This window comes from Pragia fontium DSM 5563 = ATCC 49100, assembly GCF_900112475.1.
Lineage (GTDB): Bacteria > Pseudomonadota > Gammaproteobacteria > Enterobacterales > Enterobacteriaceae > Pragia > Pragia fontium.
The window spans coordinates 112,252-132,884 of sequence record NZ_FOLW01000007.1; the positions used below are offsets into that span (position 1 = coordinate 112,252).

At 47.0% G+C, this 20,633-nt stretch carries 17 protein-coding genes, 1 pseudogene, 1 riboswitch and 1 other annotated feature; of the genes and pseudogenes, 13 read left to right on the top strand and 5 right to left on the bottom strand.

Annotation, left to right across the window (positions count from 1 at the left end):
- Positions 1–136 precede the first annotated feature (136 nt).
- A complete protein-coding gene (upp, locus tag BMZ28_RS11490) occupies positions 137–763 on the bottom strand; it encodes a uracil phosphoribosyltransferase (protein ID WP_047781660.1) in 627 nt (208 codons plus the stop codon).
- A gap of 430 nt (positions 764–1,193) precedes the next feature.
- Between upp and purM the strand changes: the two genes are divergently transcribed.
- From purM to epd, 6 genes are all read left to right on the top strand, one after another.
- Positions 1,194–2,231 carry a phosphoribosylformylglycinamidine cyclo-ligase gene (gene purM / locus BMZ28_RS11495; protein WP_047781661.1) on the top strand — a complete coding sequence of 346 codons (1,038 nt, stop codon included), beginning with the start codon at positions 1,194–1,196 and terminating at the stop codon, positions 2,229–2,231.
- Complete coding sequence (gene purN / locus BMZ28_RS11500; protein ID WP_074823345.1) at positions 2,231–2,869, top strand: phosphoribosylglycinamide formyltransferase; 639 nt, start codon at positions 2,231–2,233, stop codon at positions 2,867–2,869. Before purM ends, purN begins: the two co-directional genes overlap by 1 nt.
- A gap of 159 nt (positions 2,870–3,028) precedes the next feature.
- On the top strand, positions 3,029–3,562 hold the full coding sequence (gene speG / locus BMZ28_RS11505; RefSeq protein ID WP_047781663.1) for a spermidine N1-acetyltransferase: 534 nt from the start codon (positions 3,029–3,031) through the stop codon (positions 3,560–3,562).
- 218 nt (positions 3,563–3,780) lie between these two features.
- On the top strand, positions 3,781–4,380 hold the full coding sequence (locus BMZ28_RS11510; protein WP_047781664.1) for a TetR/AcrR family transcriptional regulator: 600 nt from the start codon (positions 3,781–3,783) through the stop codon (positions 4,378–4,380).
- Positions 4,381–4,409: 29 nt separating this feature from the next.
- Positions 4,410–5,309, top strand: a complete 900-nt coding sequence (locus BMZ28_RS11515) for a YxiH-YxzG fusion protein (protein WP_074823348.1) — start codon at positions 4,410–4,412, stop codon at positions 5,307–5,309.
- 254 nt (positions 5,310–5,563) lie between these two features.
- Entirely contained in the window at positions 5,564–6,625 is a 1,062-nt protein-coding gene (gene epd / locus BMZ28_RS11520; RefSeq protein ID WP_074823351.1) for an erythrose-4-phosphate dehydrogenase, read from the top strand.
- 59 nt (positions 6,626–6,684) lie between these two features.
- On the opposite strand, the gene thiD is transcribed toward epd, so the two are convergent.
- Together thiD and thiM are read right to left on the bottom strand one after the other, a co-directional pair.
- On the bottom strand, positions 6,685–7,482 hold the full coding sequence (thiD, locus tag BMZ28_RS11525; protein ID WP_074823354.1) for a bifunctional hydroxymethylpyrimidine kinase/phosphomethylpyrimidine kinase: 798 nt from the start codon (positions 7,480–7,482) through the stop codon (positions 6,685–6,687).
- Positions 7,479–8,294 carry a hydroxyethylthiazole kinase gene (gene thiM, locus BMZ28_RS11530; protein WP_074823355.1) on the bottom strand — a complete coding sequence of 272 codons (816 nt, stop codon included), beginning with the start codon at positions 8,292–8,294 and terminating at the stop codon, positions 7,479–7,481. The genes thiD and thiM overlap by 4 nt, the downstream gene beginning before the upstream one ends.
- Before the next feature lie 34 nt (positions 8,295–8,328).
- A riboswitch (TPP riboswitch) is annotated at positions 8,329–8,437 on the bottom strand.
- A gap of 401 nt (positions 8,438–8,838) precedes the next feature.
- Here thiM and raiA point away from each other — a divergent pair.
- Together raiA and pheA are read left to right on the top strand one after the other, a co-directional pair.
- The gene (gene raiA / locus BMZ28_RS11535; protein WP_047781669.1) at positions 8,839–9,177 is read left to right on the top strand and encodes a ribosome-associated translation inhibitor RaiA; all 339 of its coding nucleotides are present in this window, start codon (positions 8,839–8,841) and stop codon (positions 9,175–9,177) included.
- 157 nt (positions 9,178–9,334) lie between these two features.
- Positions 9,335–9,471 (top strand) — a sequence feature (Phe leader region).
- 31 nt (positions 9,472–9,502) lie between these two features.
- Positions 9,503–10,660 (top strand): bifunctional chorismate mutase/prephenate dehydratase, encoded by a 1,158-nt coding sequence (pheA, locus tag BMZ28_RS11540; RefSeq protein WP_074823361.1) that lies wholly within the window; start codon positions 9,503–9,505, stop codon positions 10,658–10,660.
- Between the two features lie 327 nt (positions 10,661–10,987).
- Here the strand turns inward: pheA and mrcB are convergent.
- Positions 10,988–13,315, bottom strand: a pseudogene (mrcB, locus tag BMZ28_RS11545) (bifunctional glycosyl transferase/transpeptidase); the annotation flags it as partial.
- A 152-nt stretch (positions 13,316–13,467) separates the two neighbouring features.
- The gene (gene hrpB, locus BMZ28_RS11550; RefSeq protein WP_074823488.1) at positions 13,468–15,903 is read right to left on the bottom strand and encodes an ATP-dependent helicase HrpB; all 2,436 of its coding nucleotides are present in this window, start codon (positions 15,901–15,903) and stop codon (positions 13,468–13,470) included.
- A 210-nt stretch (positions 15,904–16,113) separates the two neighbouring features.
- Here hrpB and sfsA point away from each other — a divergent pair, with 210 nt between their 5' ends.
- From sfsA to folK, 5 genes are all read left to right on the top strand, one after another.
- On the top strand, positions 16,114–16,818 hold the full coding sequence (sfsA, locus tag BMZ28_RS11555; RefSeq protein WP_074823363.1) for a DNA/RNA nuclease SfsA: 705 nt from the start codon (positions 16,114–16,116) through the stop codon (positions 16,816–16,818).
- Positions 16,819–17,018: 200 nt separating this feature from the next.
- Complete coding sequence (dksA, locus tag BMZ28_RS11560; RefSeq protein ID WP_047781673.1) at positions 17,019–17,474, top strand: RNA polymerase-binding protein DksA; 456 nt, start codon at positions 17,019–17,021, stop codon at positions 17,472–17,474.
- A 129-nt stretch (positions 17,475–17,603) separates the two neighbouring features.
- Complete coding sequence (gene gluQRS / locus BMZ28_RS11565) at positions 17,604–18,503, top strand: tRNA glutamyl-Q(34) synthetase GluQRS (RefSeq protein ID WP_074823366.1); 900 nt, start codon at positions 17,604–17,606, stop codon at positions 18,501–18,503.
- Positions 18,504–18,622: 119 nt separating this feature from the next.
- Positions 18,623–20,014 (top strand): polynucleotide adenylyltransferase PcnB, encoded by a 1,392-nt coding sequence (gene pcnB, locus BMZ28_RS11570; RefSeq protein ID WP_074823369.1) that lies wholly within the window; start codon positions 18,623–18,625, stop codon positions 20,012–20,014.
- Positions 20,015–20,103: 89 nt separating this feature from the next.
- Entirely contained in the window at positions 20,104–20,592 is a 489-nt protein-coding gene (gene folK / locus BMZ28_RS11575; protein WP_074823372.1) for a 2-amino-4-hydroxy-6-hydroxymethyldihydropteridine diphosphokinase, read from the top strand.
- Positions 20,593–20,633: the final 41 nt, after the last annotated feature.

Here is a 20,633-nt window from a genome sequence, read left to right on the forward strand (position 1 = left end):
TTATTTTATTAAGACCCGATAACTCATGCTTATCACGAATAGGCCGCTATTATTATTAAAGGGTTAAGTACGCAGCAAATTCAGAGACTTACATGATTAGTAACATCCTTGTTACTCAAAACATTATGTTAATGCTTTATTTGGTACCAAAGATTTTGTCACCGGCATCACCCAAACCAGGAATGATATAACCTTTATCATTAAGACCCTGATCGATAGAAGCGGTATATAACTCAACGTCTGGATGGGCTTTTTCTAATGCCTCAACGCCTTCTGGCGCAGCAACTAATACCAGAACTTTAATGGACTGGCAGCCTGCCTTTTTCAGTAAGTCGATAGTCGCAATCATTGAGCCGCCAGTTGCCAACATTGGGTCAACTACCAGAGCCATACGCTCTTCAATATTGGAAACTAACTTTTGGAAGTAAGGAACAGGTTGCAGTGTCTCTTCATCACGGTACACACCGACTACGCTAATACGGGCGCTCGGTACGTGCTCAAGCACCCCTTCCATCATGCCTAAACCGGCACGTAAAATAGGTACTACGGTAATTTTCTTGCCTTTAATTTGCTCGATTTCAACGGGGCCGTTCCAACCGTTAATCGTCACTTTTTCCGTTTCTAAGTCTGCGGTGGCTTCATAAGTCAGTAAACTGCCAACTTCTGATGCTAATTCACGAAAACGTTTAGTGCTAATGTCTTCTTCACGCATTAAACCCAATTTATGTTTAACCAACGGATGCTTAACTACAACGATCTTCATCTCTTCTCTCCCCATTTCGCAGATGGTGCACTGTCTTTCTCAAAAAAATCGGCGAATTATACCTGATAATGCGCCTACCGTACCAAAGAAATGCATGATTCAGATCATAATAGGTTATAGATTGCGCTAATAATGTTAACGGCGCGCCATTTCTACCCTTATTATCGGTATTATTCATACCAACATCGGTATTTTCAGGTTAATGGCGTTATTTGGAACAATCTCAACAATAAACCTATAGCGAAAGTTGTGCTGGGGTTTACGCAACGATTCAGCCAGTTAATTCGCGCTTCTACTATCTGACGGCAATAATATAATCATAGAACGCTTTGCCACTATCAATAGAAATAACCATAGGCAAACGTTTGCTTTAACTGTTAGAATTACGCCGTTTCTGGTTAATATCACCTATCTCCATGGGGACTCCGCAGTGACCGATAAAACTTCTTTAAGCTACAAAGACGCCGGTGTAGACATTGATGCTGGTAATGCTTTAGTCGATCGAATCAAAGGTGTAGTAAAACAAACTCGTCGTCCTGAAGTGATGGGCGGACTGGGTGGTTTTGGCGCACTTTGCGCACTGCCGCAAAAATACCGTGAGCCGATTTTGGTATCTGGAACCGACGGCGTAGGAACTAAACTCCGTTTAGCGATGGATTTAAAACGCCACGATACCATCGGTATTGATTTAGTGGCGATGTGCGTAAATGACCTTATCGTCCAAGGGGCAGAACCGCTATTTTTCCTGGATTACTACGCCACCGGTAAGCTGGATGTCGATACCGCAGCGCGCGTCGTTACCGGTATTGGAGAAGGTTGTAAGCAGTCAGGCTGCGCATTAGTCGGTGGTGAAACCGCTGAAATGCCGGGAATGTACCACGGTGATGATTACGATGTGGCAGGCTTTTGCGTTGGGGTAGTAGAAAAATCAGACATTATCGACGGCAGTAAAGTTGCAGAAGGAGATGTGCTGATCGCGCTGGCTTCCAGCGGCCCCCATTCCAATGGCTACTCGCTGGTACGAAAAATTCTGGAAGTCAGTAAAACCGATGCACAAGCCACGCAATTAGCGGGCAAACCGCTGGCCGATCATTTACTGGAACCCACCAAAATCTATGTGAAATCGATCCTCAACCTGTTAGAAAATATCGATGTTCACGCTATTGCTCATATCACTGGCGGCGGCTTCTGGGAGAATATCCCACGCGTGTTACCAGAAGGCACTCAGGCAATGATCGATGAGTCCAGTTGGCAATGGCCAGACGTATTTAACTGGCTACAACAAGCAGGTAACGTCACCCGTCACGAAATGTACCGTACCTTTAACTGTGGCGTCGGCATGATTATTGCCCTACCGGCGGATCGTGCAGCTCAAGCCATTGAACTGTTGCAGTCAACGGGGGAAACCGCGTGGCTAATCGGTACCATTAAAGCCTCCTCTTCAGACGAGCAAGTGGTTATTGGCTAATGAAAAATATTGTGGTGCTGATTTCTGGCAGTGGTTCCAATCTTCAGGCAATCATCGACGCCTGTCGCAACGGTCAGATTAACGGAAACATTAAAGCAGTATTTAGCAATGTACCAGAGGCATATGGTCTGGTACGCGCCCAACAGGCAGGTATTGCAACTGAGCTGGTAGAATCCAAGTATTTTGCCAGCCGCACCGATTACGAACTGGTACTGGCGGATACTATCGATCGTTACACGCCCGATCTGATCGTGCTGGCTGGCTATATGCGTATTCTCAGCCCAACATTCGTTAACCGCTATACCGGCAAGCTGCTGAATATTCATCCTTCCCTGTTACCCAAATATCCCGGTTTGCATACCCATCGTCAGGCATTGGATAACGGTGATAGTGAACACGGTGCAACGATCCACTTTGTTACTGAAGAGCTGGATGGCGGGCCGATTATCTTACAGGCCGCTATCCCTATCACGCCGCAGGATAGCGAAGCTGAAGTGATCAAGAAAGTACAGCAGCAGGAACATCGTATCTATCCGCTGGTGGTGGGTTGGTTTATGCAGGGCAGACTGGCAATGCGTGATGGCAAAGCCTGGATGGATAATCATCCGTTGCCACCGCAAGGTTATATCGAGAACTGATTAACGGTATGGTATGACACAAATACGGATTGTCGCTATCACAATGGTTCGCCAATAAATAAAACTTGCCCAGCACGCCTTAACCTTACTAAGCTATATTCATTACTGCTAACCGGCAGTAATGAATACTATTGCAAACATCAGCCCCAGGAGTTCCTAATGTCGGCCAAAGTCAGCGTTAAGCTGCGCCCACTCGAACGCGAAGATCTTAGATTTGTCCATCAGCTTGATAACAATGCCAGCGTCATGCGCTATTGGTTTGAAGAACCGTATGAAGCCTTTGTTGAACTTACAGATCTCTACGATAAACATATTCACGACCAGAGCGAACGCCGCTTCATTATTGAAGGGGAAGGTAATCGTGTTGGTTTGGTTGAGCTGGTAGAAATTAACCATGTACACCGCCGTGCTGAATTCCAGATCATTATCGATCCAGCCTGGCAAGGTCACGGCTATGCCGGCGCCGCCGCAAGATCGGCGATGGAATATGGTTTTTCTGTCCTTAATTTGTATAAACTCTATCTGATTGTCGATCGGGAAAACGAAAAGGCTATTCATATTTACACCAAGCTGGGCTTTGAAACCGAAGGAATTCTCAAGCATGAGTTTTTCATTAACGGTGAATACCGCGATACCATCCGTATGTGTATTTTCCAGCATCAATATCTGGCTAAATTCAAAGACCATAACTAGTGCATACAGCAGGGAAGCCACTTAAAGCGACCCTGCTTTTACCTCAATTTCATCGAATATCCGCTTTATTGCCCTTACTCTTTGTACTGCTAAGTACATAAAATCATTAAGTTATCATAAGAAATTCAATTTAATGGTTACTTATCAATCAAGTAACAGGAATTGCATGCCTGATATATACCTGTTTTAATGGTGTCAAATCCGCTTGAGGTATCGCTATGCGCCCATCGACAAAATTAAAACAGCAAAAAATCATTGAGGTAGCAACCCAACTGTTTCTTGAGCAAGGATATAACCAAACTAACCTTGATCAGGTCATAGAACAATGCGGTGGTTCTAAACAAACAATTTACAATTACTTTGGCGATAAACGCGGCCTGCTGATGGCGGTGATTGGTCGCTGTATTGAAAACGTTGAAGCTATTTTTAATTTTAACAATGATGAAAATAGCGATCTGGAGCAGCAATTACTCCAGTTTGGCACCAATTATCTTAATACCATCCTGACACCAACGATGGTTAATACCTATCGCATTATGATTACTGAATCCCAACACGATAGCAGTCTGGCAGATTTCTATCTCTCTCACGGCCCACAAAGAATTACCAACTACCTGGCGCAATTTCTGCAATCCCATATGGATAAAGGGAATCTAATCCAAAGCGATTCCACCATGGCCTGCCAGCACTTACTGAATCTACTCAAAGGGGATATTCATCACGACGCCCTATTTGGTATCGCCCTGCCAAACAAGAAAAACATCGAGAACAACGTGCGGTTAGCGGTGAACTGTTTTCTGAATGGGTACGCTCGGTAACATAAAAATCATCAGGAACTTCGATAACCATGCTAAAAATCCCCCTGACGTCCCTAGCCCATCAACCCAGAGGTGAGCGAGTTTCCTGTTCCTGGAACTATGGTCACCAACTCACCGTACTGGAAACCGAAAGTATTCCTGAACGTATCAATGATCAATTTGTGGCTAGTCAGGCAGATAAACGTAGTTGGTTTGTTTCGGTGTATCTCAACGGTGAATTAATCCTTGAGCTACCGCCGATTGAATCCAGAATCAACTTTCACTATGTCCAAATGCTGGATAATGAGCACATTTTGTTAGTTGGCGCGCGCTGCCATTACAACGATGGTCAGCCGGAAAAAAATGCCGCCGTTTACGATAGTCATGGACAATTGGTGCGGAGCTTTACCTTGGGTGATGGAATTGAAGATATCAACGTCACCTCTGATGGTGCCATCTGGGCTAGCTATTTTGATGAAGGTGTTTTTGGCAACTATGGCTGGGCGCAACCGATAGGCCAATATGGGCTGGTTAAATTTGATGCCACAGGGCAAATTCTCTGGCAGGCGGATAAATTTCAAATTTTCGACTGTTACGCCGTCAATGCCGAAAATGAGCACTCATTTTGGTTCTACTACTATTCTGACTTTAAGCTGGTTCACCTGAAAGATGGCGAAGCAACCAGCTACAATGTGCCGATTCAGGGTGCCCATGCTTTTGCCCTGTGCCATCCTTATATCGTGATGGGCGGCGGCTACGGTAATAATGATAAATTTAGCGTATTCAAGCAGCATCCACAGCATCTGAAAAAAACCGATGAGCTAAGATTCACTGACCCACAGGGGAAAAATCTACATCAGTGTATTTATAGTATTCGGGGAAATCAGGTGGTGGCCTATGAACAACACCGTATTTACTTTACTCATCTAGCCCTTGAAAATAAAAAGTAGGACGAAAAAATCGATTAACCATCGAATGGCTTCTGACTAACAGAAGCCCAATTTCGCTTGCTTGAAAAACCGTTCACCACTTCCCCCGCGTTTAATAAAAATGTTATTGCTAATATTTAAGCCAAACGCTAAATATCGGTTATTGTCTTATTCACCATCTACACATATTTTAATATCGTAACCGTGAAACAATCACGGCAAGTAACATCAGATTATTCTAGTATTGGCATAATAACGAACGAGTAAGGAAAATCATGACCATCAGAATAGCAATAAATGGCTTTGGTCGAATTGGCCGCAGCGTGTTACGCGCTTTATACGAATCTCATCGAGATAAGCAAATCCGCGTTGTCGCCATTAATGAACTTGCCGAACCGAAAGCCATGGCTCATCTGCTGCAATATGACTCTACCCACGGACGTTTTTGCCGAAAAATTCGTCAGGAAGGCCAAATGCTGTGGGTTGATGATGACGCTATTCAGCTATTTCATCAGCCAGAAATTGTTAATCTGCCCTGGAAATCCCTGAATGTCGACATCGTGCTGGAGTGCAGCGGTGTATACGGTAGTCGAGCCGACGCAGAAGCGCATATTGCTGCCGGAGCGAAAAAAGTTCTGTTCTCCCATCCGGGCGATCATGATTTGGATGCCACCATTGTTTACGGCGTTAATCATCACACCCTACGTTCTGAACACCGTATGGTGTCTAATGCCTCCTGTACCACTAACTGTATTATCCCGATCATCAAACTACTGGATGATGCCTTTGAAATTCGTTCCGGTACCGTTACCACGATTCACGCGGCCATGAATGACCAACCGGTGATTGATGCTTATCATAAAGATTTACGCCGTACCCGCGCTGCTAATCAGTCGATTATTCCAGTTGATACTAAACTCGCCGCCGGTATTACCCGCTTCTTTCCCAAATTCAACGACCGATTTGAAGCTATCTCGGTGCGGGTGCCGACGATCAACGTCACAGCCATTGATTTAAGCGTTACGCTGGAAGTTCCGGTCAGCGTCAACGATGTTAACCGGTTGCTTGAACAGGCTGCCTATAACGATTTTCGCGGCATTGTCGACTACACCGAGCTACCGCTGGTCTCTACCGATTTTAATCACGATCCGCACAGCGCCATCATCGACGGCACACAGACCCGCGTCAGCGGTCAGCATTTAGTTAAAATGCTGGTCTGGTGTGACAATGAATGGGGATTCGCTAACCGTATGTTAGATACCACGCTGGCGATGGCTGCCAGTGATGAATATCAGAGAGACAATATAGAAAACCAATCTATCGCCGAGCAAATATAGCCCAGCGATCGTCATCAATCCCTGATAAAACTATCAGGGATTTTTATTTATCGGGCTTATCACCACCAGCGATGAAAATGGTGTACCGGACCGATACCGTGACCCACTTCCAATGAATCCGCCATCACCAACGCCTGCTGCAAATAATCCTTCGCAGCCTGCACCGTTTGCGCCCAATCACTATAGCGTGGGCGCAATGCCGCCAGCGCCGCAGACAGTGTACATCCGGTGCCATGGGTATGCTTAGTAGCAATACGCAGGGCAGAAAAACGCTCTACCCGCTCCGGTAAAATTAACCAGTCAGGGCTTTCCGCTTCAGTTAAATGGCCGCCCTTCATCAGTACCGCTGAACATCCCATTGCCAATAGCGCCTGTCCTTGTTCCACCATCTGCTGTTCACTGATTGCTACAGGACAATTCAGCAGGGCCGCAGCTTCAGGTAGATTCGGGGTAATCAACGAAACCATCGGTAATAAACGCGTACGAATGGCCTCCACCGCCTCAGGTGCCAACAGCGGATCGCCGCTTTTTGCCACCATTACCGTATCCAGCACTACATAGGGAATTTGATAGCGTATCAAGGCATCTGCAACAACGTTAACGATATCTGACCCTGCCAACATACCAATTTTTGCGCTATCGATACGTACATCATCCAGTACAGAGCAAAGTTGGGCTGCCACAAACTCGGGTTCAATTCGATAAACCGACTGCACACCGCGGGTATTTTGCGCAACTAACGCGGTTATCACGCTAGTTCCGTAGGCTTCTAATGCAGAGAAAGTTTTTAAATCTGCCTGAATACCTGCACCACCGCTTGGATCGGTGCCAGCAATAGTTAATGCATTTATTCTCATGCTGTTTTCCCCATTAGATGATGCGGTTGCAGGTTATAAAGGCCATCGAGAAAGCGAGGAGAGAAACTTCCTGGCCCGGTAGATTCTGCGGCAACCAAACCGCCGCAGTAAGCCATCACTTGGCAGGCAGTTGCTACTTGCTCAAGGCGCTTTTCCCGCCCTAAAGCAGTGAATGCGGCGACCACTGCGGATAGTGCACAGCCGGTACCGACAACTCGCGTCATTAACGCATCACCAAATGGCAACGCGTAACTGATTTGCCCATCGGTGACATAGTCTATTGCGCCAGTAACGGCGACAATGGCGCCGGTTTCCGCAGCCAATTTTATTGCTGACGGCAAAGCGCTCAATGAATCATCGGTGCTATCAACGCCACGCCCGATGGCTGCGGATCCGGCCAACGCCATGATTTCGGAGGCATTACCACGAATGGCTGCGGGTTTCAGAGTCAGTAAACGACGGCAAAATTCGGTGCGATAGCCCAGTCCGCCGACGGCTACTGGGTCAAGAACCCATGGTACTTCATGGTGATTCGCTGACGTTACGGCACAGAGCATGGCTTCCGCTTGGCTATCGTTAAGGGTACCAACGTTAACCAATAGCGCACCGGCAATCGCACTAAAGTCGGCTACTTCCTGTGGAGCAACGACCATCGCCGGTGAGGCACCAAGCGCGAATAAAACGTTAGCGGTAAAATTCTGAACCACCTGATTCGTCAGGCAGTGAACCAAAGGCGGGTTTTCCTTAAGCTGTGCAAGCCAATGTGCGGCGACAGAGCCAGGGAAATTGATAGGGTTGTGAGATAAATTCATAAAGCTCCCAACCGGCGTTAAAGAAGGCAGTAGCGGTGGGATACTGTGACTTCCCTACGCTGGCATAATCCAGATCAGGTAATACGGGTGATGTCTCAGCCACGGATAGCGTTAATCACTATCGGGCACCCCGAGTCGAAGGTTCAATATTAGACCATTGGACAAAAGGATCAAGTGGATACTTTGCGATAAATTCAACGCAAAAAATAACCAAATAGAAAAGGTAAAAAAAGCGGAAAAACGACGTCAACGCTTGCTGAAAAAATGAAAGTTGAACAAAAAGCGGGCTAACTGGAACTCATTGATAAAAATAAAATACTTTGCTGATCTTTTGTACAGATTTTACCAATTGACACAACCAGTAATATTGCTTGAGCTATACTGATTATACAAGTGCAGAGTCACAAACTATTAGGGCAATCACACTTCTGTCATCTTTGTTTTAAGGTACCCGTAAATGTGACAGACATCACATAATTGTCTGGCAACATCGGTATTCTAAAATCATATTCGACGGCAATTGACTGACAAAGAGGTAGGTTATATGACATTAAATATTACTAGCAAACAAATGGACATTACACCGGCAATCCGTTCACACGTCGAGGACCGTCTTAAAAAGCTAGATAAATGGCAAGCTCAGTTAATTAATCCGCATATTGTGTTATCCAAAGAACCAAAAGGTTTTGTGGCTGACGCCAGCATCACCACGCCAAATGGCCCTCTGGTTGCAAGTGCTAAACATGAAGATATGTATGTCGCTATCAATGAATTACTACTGAAACTTGAACGGCAACTGAATAAAGTACAGCACAAGAGTGAAGCCCGGCGCGCTGAAAGCAGCGTGAAGGATGCCAATTTGCAACAACTGCAAGAAGATTAATCTTTAGTTCCTTTATTCACGCGCCTTCGGGCGCGTTTTTTTATTGCCACAGTTAGCGTATTTCCCGTCCTTTCTCCCTCAAAAAATAATAACGGTTGACAGAATCAAAACCGGGCGGTTAAGTTAGAGGTCATTTTTAACAGGAACCCAATGACTTTATGAGATATATACCGTTTTTCTTCGCTTTCTTTTTTAGCGTCCCCTGATTGGGAGGCAATTCGTCCGTGGCTCAGTAATGAGTAAAGAGAAAGCGAAGACGAACATTAAAGCCTCCCAACGGGGGGCTTTTTTATTGGATTAAATAAAAATAAGGTAAGACAACATCATGAGTGATAATCCATTATTAGGGCTGAGAGAACGCATTAGCGCACTCGATCTCAAACTACTGGAACTGCTGGCAGAACGTCGCGATCTGGCCCTTGACGTCGCCAGAACCAAGCAATCTTCCCACCTACCCATTCGCGATAAAGAGCGTGAGCGGGATCTGTTGAAAAGATTAGTTGAAGAAGGCAAGAAACAGCGTCTGGATGGTCATTACATCACTCGAGTATTCCAACTGATTATCGAAGACTCGGTGTTAACCCAGCAAGCACTGTTACAGCAGCATATTAATCAGGATAAGCTCAGTACCGCCAGAATCGCTTTCCTTGGCCCCAAAGGCTCCTATTCGCATCTTGCTGCCAGACAATATGCCGCCCGTCACTTCGATGGTCTGGTGGAGTGTGGCTGCAATAAATTTGACGATATCTTTAAGCAAGTTGAAATCGGTCAGGCCGACTTCGGTATTCTGCCGATTGAGAACACCAGTTCAGGCTCAATCAATGAAGTTTATGACCTGTTACAGTCCACCAATTTATTCATTGTTGGTGAACTGACTAACCCAATTAATCACTGTTTGCTTGCAGCGGTTGATACTGACCTAAGCCAAATTGAGGTGGTATACAGCCATCCTCAACCCTTCCAACAGTGCAGCCAATATCTGAACGGCTTCCCAAACTGGAAAATTGAGTATTGTGAAAGTACCTCAGCCGCCATGGAAAAAGTGGCCAGCCTGAAGTCACCAAAAGCCGTTGCGCTGGGCAGTGAACCTGGCGGTTCGCTATACCATTTACAGGTACTGGAACATAGCTTGGCCAACCAGAAAGAGAACATTACTCGCTTTATCGTAGTGGCACGTAAGCAGATCGATGTTGCCCCACAAATTCCGGCGAAAACCACCATTATTGTCGCTACCGGTCAACAGTCCGGTGCACTGGTCGAAGCGTTACTGGTGCTGCGTCAGCACAATATCATCATGACCAAGCTGGAGTCGCGGCCAATCAACGGCAACCCTTGGGAAGAGATGTTTTATATCGATATGCAGGTTAATCTTGATTCGATCGAAATGCAGAGTGCGCTGGACGATTTAATCCCGATTACCCGTTCGGTAAAAGTGCTGGGATGTTATCCGAGTGAAACCGTTGTACCGGTGAAGTTGAGTTAATTAACGGGGAAATTACGTCGTTATTGATAATGAAAAGCCGGTTTCTAACGAAACCGGCTTAGGGATATTTTAAATCAACAAATGTAAATGTTCCGGCTGTAAAAACAAGCAAGAATATCACTATCATGAACAGCCGGAAGACCATCAGTACTCAATTATATCGAGCGACAGGCCTACGTTTCCTACGGGCACTTCGTTGGCTTACGCCAAGTCGACCCGAACGGAAACCTCTCCTGTCGTTTAACCATCCCTTTCTCTATCATCAGCCTAAAACCGGCCTCTAATGAAACCGGCTTTTTTATAGCTTCAATCACCCCAACAGAAACCTTAACCGCCAAACATATCCTGAATCCAGCCGGGAACGCTGCTTTCATCTTGTTGTGACTGCGATGGTTGGCTAACCGGCTGCTGTTGTGGAGCTTGACATAGTCCCTGAGGATCGTTGGTCCAGACCGGTAAACTACGCCAGCTTCCTTCACAAACAAAGCTGCCATCGGTATTCACGCCCATCGTGACAATGTGCTCCGGCGGCGTCAGGTTGAGCGCTAGCGGAGTTTGGTTTTCAAGATAGCGACGATACAAGGTCAATGCACCATTAGCACCGGTTAACTTAGCCGGGCCGTTATTATCGCGCCCCACCCAAGCAATAAAGACTTCTTTGCCATCGATACCAACGAACCAGCTATCGCGTAAATCGTTAGTGGTACCGGTTTTAGCCGCCAGATGATACTGACCAAACTTAGCCGATAGTGAACGAGAGGTGCCGGCTGCAACACCTTGCTGCATAGCGTACAGCGTCAAATAAGCCGCCTGAGGTTCAACCACTCGCTGAGCCTGTGGCAAACTTTGGTATAGCACGGTATTGTCTTCGGCAATCACTGAGCGTAATACCGACAATGAAGCCTTTTGCCCACCGCTACCGATTGTCTGATACATCTGTGCCGCTTCCATTGGCGTTAGGCTGGTTGAGCCTAGCAACATCGCCGGTACTTTCTGAATCGAACTTTGTGGTACGCCTAACCGCTGTAACATTTCGCTGACTTTATCCAGCCCCAAGTCCAGTCCCAGATTTACCGTTGGAATATTGAGGGAGTTAGCCAACGCATCAACCAACAGAACTCGCCCACGGAACTGGCGATCGTAGTTTTGCGGCTGCCAAGATTTGCTACCAGGAATATTCACCGACAGAGGTTCATCTTTCAGCCAGGTATTCAGGCGGTAGCGATCCGGTTCACTCAAGGCGGTTAAATAAGTTGGTGGCTTCGCCAAAGAACCGATGGAGCGACGAGCCTGCACTGCACGGTTAAACCCGGCATATTGCGGCTGGGAGCCCCCTACCACAGCGCGAACTTCTCCGCTGAAACGGTCAACAATTACCGTTGCCGCTTCCAGATCTTTCACGTTTCGCGCCGCACGTAAAGCAGGAATACCTTCTTCAATCGCTTTCTCTGCTGCACTCTGCGATACCGGATCCAGTGTGGTGAAAATCTTCACCCCGGACAGATCGTTAACTTTATCCCCTAACTTATCATTCAGCTCTTGATGAACTAACTGCATAAAGGCAGGCTGAGGGGTAATCACGCCACCGCGAGGCTGAACACCCAGCGGGCGAGCGCTCAATACATTATATAATTCGCTATCGATCACATTCTGCTGTTGAGCCAAACGCAATACCAAATTACGTCGTTCCAGAACGATATTCTGATTTTTCCACGGATTATATAACGAGGCGCCCTTCACCATACCGACCAGCATCGCCTGCTGGTCAACGCTGAGTTCATTGATCGGACGACCAAAGAAATAGAGGCTGGCCAGCGGGAAACCGCGAATCTGATCGGCGCCGCTCTGCCCCAGATAGATTTCGTTCATATACAGTTCAAGGATACGTTCTTTACTGTAGCGAGCATCCAGAATGATTGCCATGTAGGCTTCACGCAGCTTACGTGACAGAGAACGCTCATTAGTTAAAAACAGGTTTTTAACTAACTGCTGAGTCAGGGTACTTCCCCCCTGTACCGCTCGCCCAGCGGACAGGTTAGCTACGACCGCTCGCCCAATCGAGAACAAGCTAATACCGTCATGACTGTAAAAATTACGGTCTTCGGTGGCAATCAGCATATCCGCCATGGGATAAGGGAAATTCTTACCGGAAACAAACAGACGCTGCTCACCATTCGGAGCCTGTAGCATAGTGATCAGTTTAGGATCGAGGCGGAAGAAACCGAACTCGCGACCGGTATCAAGATTAAGAATACGTGCTAAACCATTGCTGTTAAATTCAAGACGCGCCCGAATCTGATCTTCTTTTACATCAGGAAACTCAAACGGCCGACGCAACATATCAATGTTATCACCCTGAACCGTATATTCTCCGGGACGAGTAATCTTAGTGACATTGCGGTATTGCATACCGTTCAATAAATCGATCATCTCTTTTTTGCTATAGGACATGCCAGGTTCAAGATTAACCATACGCCCATAGACCGCAGCCGGTAGATTCCAGACTTTCCCATCAATACGATTACGGATTTGCGAATCAAGATAGATGCCATAAAACGCCAGCAAGGCAATAACCACAATCATCAGCTTAATCATTAAGCCAATAAAGCGACGTAACCGACTCGGCTTACGGGATTTTTTTACTTTACGAGGCATAAATCACTCCCGCCATTACTCTTTCCTCTTGATTCCAGTGTGGATTAAAAAAATAGGGATTGAATACATTGATTCAGTCTTAATTGTGGCGCATTGTACCCTAATTAGCCTATTAATAGGCTAGCCGTTTTTTACACTCCGTAACGATCCTTTTATCCATTATAGAAGCGTTTTGTTTTACGGGTAGCAACAGCATTTGCCGGGTCATCGGGCCAAACGTGTTTTGGATAACGCCCCTTCATCTCTTTCTGTACCTCTTTATAAGCGCCCTGCCAAAAAGCAGCCAGATCCTGAGTAATCTGTAATGGCCGGTGCGCCGGTGAAAGTAGTTCAACCACCAGCGAAATTCGGCCATCGGCAATTAGCGGAGTGCTCTTTTCACCGAACATTTCCTGCAATCTGACGGCCAGCACCGGTGGCCGTTCGCTATCGTAACGAATCGGTAAACGAGAACCGGTTGGTACGCAATAGCTGGTCGGCAGTGCACTATCCAGACGTTGGCGCTGTTGCCAGTCCAGCTTACGAGTCAAAGCGTCCGACAGGTTAATCAGCTTTAATCCTTTAATATCACTGACGTTATTCAAAGAAGGTAATAGCCATTGCTCCAATGTATCAAGCAACCCGTCATCGCTCATATCAGGCCATGATTCCTGCGGTAACCATTGCTGAGCCCGCAAAATACGAGTTCTGAGCTGAATAGCTGGTTCATCCCAACCCAATGCGGCAATCCCCTGAGCTCTAACCCAGTTAAGCAATGCCGAGTGCAATTGCTGCTGCGAGGGTTTGGTTAACCGCGTCGCTTTCAACACTAATCGACCAATTTGCTGGCGCTGCCATGCCCGTAACGTGCCTTTTTCTTCATCCCATTCGATGGCGCTTTGTTGCCTCACTAACTGCGGCAGACGAGCGATCAATTGCTCTGGCTCAACTTTTGCCGCCAATAAAATACGCGCATCAGGACTATTCGCCCCCTGCAACAACGATGCACTCACCAGCCAATCCGAACGGCACAACCCGTCGTCGGTATCAAGCTGAGCCCCCATGCCGTTAGCCAGCAAATAACGCCCTTCTTCACCGCGTTTTTGGGCGATTCGATCGGCAAAACCTACCGCCAGTAGAAAAGGCACCTCATTACTATCAACCGAGGCAATTGGCCGATTGATACGTTGAGCCAATTGTTTAGCCCGTTTAGTCCACTGAGCTTGCGGATGACTAAGCCAATAACCGATATCCCTCGCGCCATTACGCGGCGGTTCTTCAATAATTGCGGTTAATAATAGTGCTGTAGCCAGTGCATGCCCGTTCAGCGTTTCAGCATAAGTGATCATCGCCGCCAAGCGGGGTTCACACCCCATTTCAGACATTCGACGGCCAGCACGGGTTAACAGACCTTCACCGTCCAATGCCCCCAACTGTACCAATAGCGTTCGCGCCGCGGTCAGTGCAGCCAAAGGCGGTTGATCCAACCAGCGCACTTGCTGAATATCCCGACATCCCCACTGCAATAATTCGATCAGCAAGGTGGATAAATCAGCCTGCATAATTTCCGGCTCACTCTGCTCGGCGGCTCGCTCAGCCTGCTCTTTCGCCAACAGATGCCAGCAGGAACCTGCCATCAAGCGCCCGGCTCGTCCGGCACGCTGGGTCATTGAGGCTTTGGAAATACGTTGGGTAATCAACCGAGTTAATCCGGTTCGGGCATCAAAACGAGCGACGCGTTCCAGACCGCTATCGACCACCAGACTAATGCCGTCAATGGTCAAACTGGTTTCGGCAATATTAGTAGCCAATACCACTTTACGTCGACCAGCTACCGAAGTCGAAATCGCCTTTTGCTGTTCAGCCAGCGATAACGCCCCGTAGAGTGGACACAGATCGATATCGGACGTTAAGGAGCCAGCAAGAGAGTCATGTACCCGTTTAATTTCGGCCACGCCGGGTAAAAATAGCAGCATAGAACCTGAATGCTGATTAAGGATCTGTCGGACAACCACCGCGACTTTTTCCTCAAAATAACCTAATGCGGGCAACGAGACATAGTATCGCTCGACAGGAAAGCTTCGCCCTTCGGCGCTGATAACTGGCGCCTGAGGCAAAAACTGCTGTAATTTATGATTGTCCAAGGTGGCCGACATGATCAGTAGTTTTAGATCGTCACGTAAACCGCTCTGCACATCGAGTAATAAACTCAATGACAAATCGGCCTGCAGGCTACGCTCATGGAATTCATCCAGAATGACCAGTGAAACCCCGTCCAACATGGGATCTTGTTGAAGCATACGGATCAGTACGCCTTCCGTTACTACTTCCAGACGGGTTGCGGGTCCAGTGAGGCTTTCAGAGCGCATACGATAGCCAATGCGCTCGCCTGCTGATTCATTTAATTGCTGAGCCAAACGCTGTGCCACGCTGCGCGCCGCTAATCGGCGAGGCTCTAGCATGATAATTCTCCCGGCAATCCACGGCTGCTCAAGCAGCTTCAGCGGCAGCCAGGTAGACTTACCGGCTCCCGGCGGTGCCTGCAATAAGACAGTGCTGCTCTGCTTTAAGGCATCAAGCAGGGGCTGAAGAACTTCACTAATCGGCAAAGACACATGTCACTCCACTCTGATAATAAGCCGCGATAATAACGTTTATCTGCCCGTTAGTGTAACAATCCGATAATCTTCCAGCAGGAGAACTTTCATTCATTTACCAAAGCAGACACATCATGAATAATGTAGCCCCCTTAAGTATAGGTTACCCAATTTATCGGTATACCATGACTTTCAGGACTAAGACTGACCACAGGAAGCCTTATGAAATTCCCAACGCCACTACAGTCAGCAATATTGATTAAACGCTATAAGCGTTTTCTTGCCGATGTGACGACCCCACAGGGTGAATTACTGACTCTGCACTGTGCCAATACCGGAGCTATGACCGGCTGTGCCGAACCTGGCGATACCGTCTGGTACTCAACCTCTACCAATCCTAAACGGAAATACGCTCACTCATGGGAGCTAACCCAGACTCAATCCGGTGATTTTATCTGCGTGAATACGCTTCAGGCTAATGCCTTAGTTAAAGAAGCGCTGGCAAATAAAACAATAAAGGAATTAACCATCTATAATACGATACGCAGCGAAGTTCGTTATGGTGAAGAAAACAGCCGTATCGACTTTCTGCTACAGGAGCCTGACCTTGCCGATTGCTATATTGAGGTGAAGTCGGTCACGCTATTACAACAGTCCTGCGGCTATTTCCCTGATGCGGTCACCCTACGCGGTCAGAAGCATCTTAGGGAATTACAAAGCATGGTAGAGCAAGGCCATCGGGCAGTTTTATTGTTTGCAGTACTACATTCTGGTATTAATCATGTTGCAGTGGCACAACATATAGATCCAACGTACGCTAAGCTTTTTGAACAAGTTCAAAAACTCGGTGTCGAAGTCATCTGCTGTAAGGCAGACCTCTCGCCAACAGAGATTGTTTTGCGAGAACCAGTATCTGTCACACGTTAAATTTTTGGACGTAAAGTAATCAGAAAAGGGTGTTTTGGTTAAATAAGCAACGGTTGTACCTACAAGAACATGCTTTTTTGCACAGTATTGTCATACTTAACGTAGGAAAAATTGCTAACTTCATCTTCATCTGTTATTTATAGCGGCCTGATTTTTTCTCTAGTGTAAAACTACAACGCGTATTTTGTAGGAGAAGCAAAATGCAAGAAGGGCAAAAGCGTAAAACATCGTCCTTAAGTATCCTGGCTATCGCAGGCTTAGAGCCTTATAAAGAGAAGCCTGGAGAAGAGTATATGAACGAAGCCCAGCTTACACATTTCAAGCTGATTCTTGAAGCATGGCGGGGCCAACTGAGAGACGAAGTCGATCGTACGGTCAGCCACATGCAAGACGAAGCGGCTAACTTCCCCGACCCTGCTGACCGCGCGACGCAGGAAGAAGAGTTTAGTCTGGAATTACGGAATCGTGACCGTGAACGTAAGCTGATTAAGAAAATTGATAAGACTCTGCAGAAAATCGCAGAAGAGGATTTTGGCTATTGTGAATCCTGCGGCGTCGAAATTGGTATTCGCCGTTTAGAAGCTCGTCCTACTGCCGATCTGTGTATCGACTGTAAGACTCTGGCTGAAATTCGCGAAAAGCAAATGGCAGGCTAATTCGCTCATCACATCTGAAACCCTCATCGGCTTTGTCGGTGAGGATAACTATCTCACCCAGTATTTGGTGGATAGCGTGACAGAAAATGATGTTCATATTAGTCCTCCCCGTATCACTCAGTCTCTTTAATGACTAATCATTATGTGGGGCGTTTCGCCCCTTCTCCTTCTGGAGATTTACATTTTGGTTCCCTGATTGCCGCTTTGGGTAGTTTTTTACAGGCTAGATCAAACCATGGTAATTGGTTGGTGCGCATTGAAGATATTGATCCCCCCAGAGAAGTCGCTGGTGCAGCGGCACGTATCCTGAATACCCTTGAATATTACGGCTTACATTGGGATGGTGAAGTGTTATACCAGTCTCAGCGTAGCGATGCTTACAAGCAGGTATTACACGATCTCTATCAACGAGATCTCTGCTATTACTGCCACTGTAGCCGGACGCAGATTCAACACTCCGGAGGCATTTACGATCGCCACTGTCGCAACTTAAATTTACCCCCGGAAGAAGCCTCTACGCGCCTGCGTTTATTACAGCCGGTATACAGCTTTGAAGATCGTCATTTGGGTAAACTGTGCGCCGATAGCGCTTTTGCCAGCGAAGATTTTATTATTCATCGCAAAGATGGACTATTTGCCTATAATCTTGCAGTGGTCATTGACGACCACTTTCAGGGGATGACTGAAATTGTCCGTGGCGCAGATTTAATCGAGCCAACCGTTAGGCAAATTGCATTTTATCGCCTATTGGGTTGGCATGAGCCGGACTATTTCCATCTTCCTCTGGCCTTGAGTCCGGATGGCAACAAACTATCCAAACAGAATCATGCTCGTCCTTTGCCGCTTGATAATCCTTTACCTATTTTAGCAAAAGCGATTGCATTTTTAGGTCAATCCTTACCTGAAAGTTGGCAGGATGCTTCCCTTGAAGCCTTGTTAACATGGGCGGTTAAGCACTGGGATAGCACGCGGGTACCAAAACAACCCGCATTAACCTTACACTTTCCATTCTCAAATGGTGCGGTGTGAGCTATGATAGGGCGCCATTTTTACAGCAGGCTATATACTAACGTTATCGTTACCTATTTTATCCGTCTGCTAAATGGTATGACTTATCGCAAACAGATACACAATGACCGAGGTGTCCTATTTTTACCCGCGTAGCTAACTTTTGCCGCAAGGTACTCACTCGAGAGTCTGATTCAGACACGCCACAAGAAAACCACGATTGTCAGGATGTGGTGATTATTCCGCGTGCACAGCACACTATTTCACGTCAGGACATTAGCGATAATGCCCTGAAGGTACTTTATCGTCTCAATAAATCCGGCTATGAAGCCTATCTGGTTGGCGGCGGTGTCCGCGATCTACTGTTGAATAAAAAGCCGAAAGACTTCGATATCACCACCAATGCCACGCCGGAGCAAATACGTAAGCTGTTTCGCAACTGCCGTCTGATCGGTAGGCGTTTTCGTCTGGCTCATATTATGTTTGGCCCAGAAATTATTGAAGTCGCCACATTCCGCGGCGGCCACAGCGATAATAACGATAAAGACGCTTCTCAGCAGGCCAATAATGGCATGCTATTACGCGATAACGTTTATGGTTCAATTACCGAAGATGCTAATCGTCGGGACTTTACCATCAATAGCTTATATTACAGCGCCAGCGACTTTACCTTACGCGACTTTACCGGTGGCCTGCAAGATTTACAGCAGGGCGTTATCCGCTTAATCGGCGATCCTGAAGTTCGCTATCGCGAAGACCCGGTTAGAATGCTCCGCGCTGTTCGCTTTGCCGCCAAACTGGATATGAAGATTGAACCTGCCACCGCAGCGCCGATTGTTCATCTGGCGCATCTACTCAACGAAATTCCGCCAGCAAGACTGTTTGAAGAAGCCTTAAAACTGCTACAGTCAGGATATGGCTATGCGACCTATCAACAACTGCGCGAACATCACCTGTTTGAGTCATTGTTCCCGATTATTCACCGGAACTTTACCCCTCAGGGTGACGGCAACATGGAGAAGATCCTCAACCAGGTACTGAAGAATACCGATAACCGTCTGCAAAACGGTAAGCGAGTTAATCCAGCTTTCCTGTTTGCCGCTATGTTATGGTATCCGCTGGTAGAACACGCTCAGAAGCTGGCTCAAGAGAGCGGCTTAGTCTATTACGATGCCTTTGCTCTGGCGATGAATGATATTCTGGACGAACAGTGCCGTACGCTGTCTATCCCTAAACGAATTACCGCATTAGTTCGTGATATCTGGCAGCTGCAGTTACGCCTACCTCGCCGTCAAGGTAAGAAGGCTTATAAGCTGATGGAGCATCCTAAGTTCCGGGCGGCCTTCGATCTGTTACAACTACGGGCTGATATCGAAAAAGGCGAATTACAGAAGCTGAGCCACTGGTGGGATGAGTTCCAACAGGCCGATATGCAGCGTCAAAAATCCATGCTGAACTCGCTGGATGATGAACCGAGCCGCCACCGTAGAACCCGTCGGCCAAGAAAGCATACGCCGAAACCACAGCAATAGTTCTGACTTAAGCCTCCAATCGGAGGCTTAATACATAACAGGCAAAGCCATCGCTGGATACCAGTACGAAGCACAAGGGGAAATACATTATGGCTCAGGTATTTATCGCATTAGGAAGTAATCTGAATCAACCGCTGGCGCAGATCGACGCGGCCTTAGATGCGATTAAACACATTCCCCAAACGCAATTAGTTAACTGTTCTCGTTTCTACCGAACCAAACCTCTGGGCCCGCAAGATCAGCCCAACTATCTGAATGCCGTGGTTGAAATCACGACACAGTTGCAGCCAGAGCAACTGCTGGACGCCACCCAATTGATAGAGTTAAATCAGGGACGCGTCAGAAAGGATGAGCGCTGGGGGCCACGTACTCTGGATTTAGACATTCTGTTGTTTGATAACCAAACGATTAACACACTGCGCCTGACTGTTCCCCACTACGATATGCATAATCGGGCATTTATGCTCTATCCGCTCGCGGATATCGCACCAGATCTGGTATTGCCTAATGGCATAAGCCTGGCGGAAATGCTCCAACGTATACCTGCCGATGGTCTGGAACCTTGGTTTCTGGAATAATATACTCTTCAGATTAAAGCGCGAATATCGCTAGTCCCCCC

What these genes read in the sequence shown, in the direction of transcription:
- speG (WP_047781663.1), top strand. Translation starts at nt 3,029, where the DNA reads ATGTCGGCCAAAGTCAGCGTTAAGCTGCGCCCACTCGAACGCGAAGAT.
- thiM (WP_074823355.1), bottom strand. Translation starts at nt 8,294, where the DNA reads ATGAATTTATCTCACAACCCTATCAATTTCCCTGGCTCTGTCGCCGCA.
- raiA (WP_047781669.1), top strand. Translation starts at nt 8,839, where the DNA reads ATGACATTAAATATTACTAGCAAACAAATGGACATTACACCGGCAATC.
- upp (WP_047781660.1), bottom strand. Translation starts at nt 763, where the DNA reads ATGAAGATCGTTGTAGTTAAGCATCCGTTGGTTAAACATAAATTGGGT.
- gluQRS (WP_074823366.1), top strand. Translation starts at nt 17,604, where the DNA reads ATGACTAATCATTATGTGGGGCGTTTCGCCCCTTCTCCTTCTGGAGAT.
- dksA (WP_047781673.1), top strand. Translation starts at nt 17,019, where the DNA reads ATGCAAGAAGGGCAAAAGCGTAAAACATCGTCCTTAAGTATCCTGGCT.
- purN (WP_074823345.1), top strand. Translation starts at nt 2,231, where the DNA reads ATGAAAAATATTGTGGTGCTGATTTCTGGCAGTGGTTCCAATCTTCAG.
- sfsA (WP_074823363.1), top strand. Translation starts at nt 16,114, where the DNA reads ATGAAATTCCCAACGCCACTACAGTCAGCAATATTGATTAAACGCTAT.
- BMZ28_RS11510 (WP_047781664.1), top strand. Translation starts at nt 3,781, where the DNA reads ATGCGCCCATCGACAAAATTAAAACAGCAAAAAATCATTGAGGTAGCA.
- BMZ28_RS11515 (WP_074823348.1), top strand. Translation starts at nt 4,410, where the DNA reads ATGCTAAAAATCCCCCTGACGTCCCTAGCCCATCAACCCAGAGGTGAG.
- pheA (WP_074823361.1), top strand. Translation starts at nt 9,503, where the DNA reads ATGAGTGATAATCCATTATTAGGGCTGAGAGAACGCATTAGCGCACTC.
- thiD (WP_074823354.1), bottom strand. Translation starts at nt 7,482, where the DNA reads ATGAGAATAAATGCATTAACTATTGCTGGCACCGATCCAAGCGGTGGT.
- epd (WP_074823351.1), top strand. Translation starts at nt 5,564, where the DNA reads ATGACCATCAGAATAGCAATAAATGGCTTTGGTCGAATTGGCCGCAGC.
- folK (WP_074823372.1), top strand. Translation starts at nt 20,104, where the DNA reads ATGGCTCAGGTATTTATCGCATTAGGAAGTAATCTGAATCAACCGCTG.